1 protein-coding gene is annotated in these 874 nt (G+C 68.2%); it reads right to left on the bottom strand.

Annotated elements, in window-relative coordinates:
- Positions 1-62: 62 nt before the first annotated feature.
- A complete protein-coding gene (locus tag JCM25156_RS18550) occupies positions 63-722 on the bottom strand; it encodes an alpha/beta fold hydrolase (protein WP_034961180.1) in 660 nt (219 codons plus the stop codon).
- Positions 723-874 lie beyond the last annotated feature (152 nt).

The following is an 874-nucleotide window of genomic DNA, read 5'->3' as shown; positions in this document are numbered from 1 at the left end:
CGCGGGCGCCCGTTCATAATCCCGGGCGGCGTCGAAACGGGCGGCGATGCGGTCCTTGCGCGTCATGGTGCGGGTATCCGTTGGCTCATGGTCCTGATAAGGTCGGCGCAGGTTTCGGGGTGGGTGAGCGGCAGTAGGTGCCCGCCGTCCAGCCAGTGGATGGATGTCCCGCCCCCTGCCGGGAAACTGGCCCGTGTCAGGGCGGGCGGCGCGATGGCATCCCGTGTTCCGGCAACGGCCTGTACGGGGCATGTCGCCCCGATCAGGTCATCCGTGCAATCCATATCCATCAGGGCATGCAGGCCTGCTTCCAGTCGCGTGCTTTCAATATGGCGTGGTGGCGGTGATTCAATGCCCGCGCGCAGGCGGAAACTGTGCAGCAGCCCTTCAGGCGCGCGCAGCAGGCCCTGCCGCATGCGTTCGATCACACGGCGGGGGATCCCGTCGGGAAAGCCGGGCGCGGCCCCGAACCGGCTGAACCCGTTGAACAGGACCAGCCCCCGGCAGAGCGGGCCATGATGGCGTAGCAGCCACAGCGCGCCAAGCGAGTGACCGACCCCGATATAGGGCTGCCCGGGCAGGGTCATGTCCGTGCGTGCGCTGAAAAAGCCGAAATCGAGCGCATGCGTGCGCCATGGCTCAAGGGCCGTGCGTGTCGCCTGCCAGAATGTATGGTCAAAGGCCCAGCCATGCACGAAGGCGATGGGCAGCGCGGCGGGCATGGTCACGGGCAGGCCCGCAGGGCGGCGGGAATGGCGGTGGCGAGCTGGTCGATCATGCGTCGGTATGCGCGGCACTCAGCGCAAGGCGGATACGGCTGGCGTTGGGCGGCACGGTGGGGGGGGTCGGATGGCGGTGGCGAGGATGCCGTGAT

This window comes from Komagataeibacter kakiaceti JCM 25156 (assembly GCF_000613305.1).
Note: the sequence above shows the minus strand (reverse complement) of the source record. Positions and strands in the feature narration are given on the sequence as shown.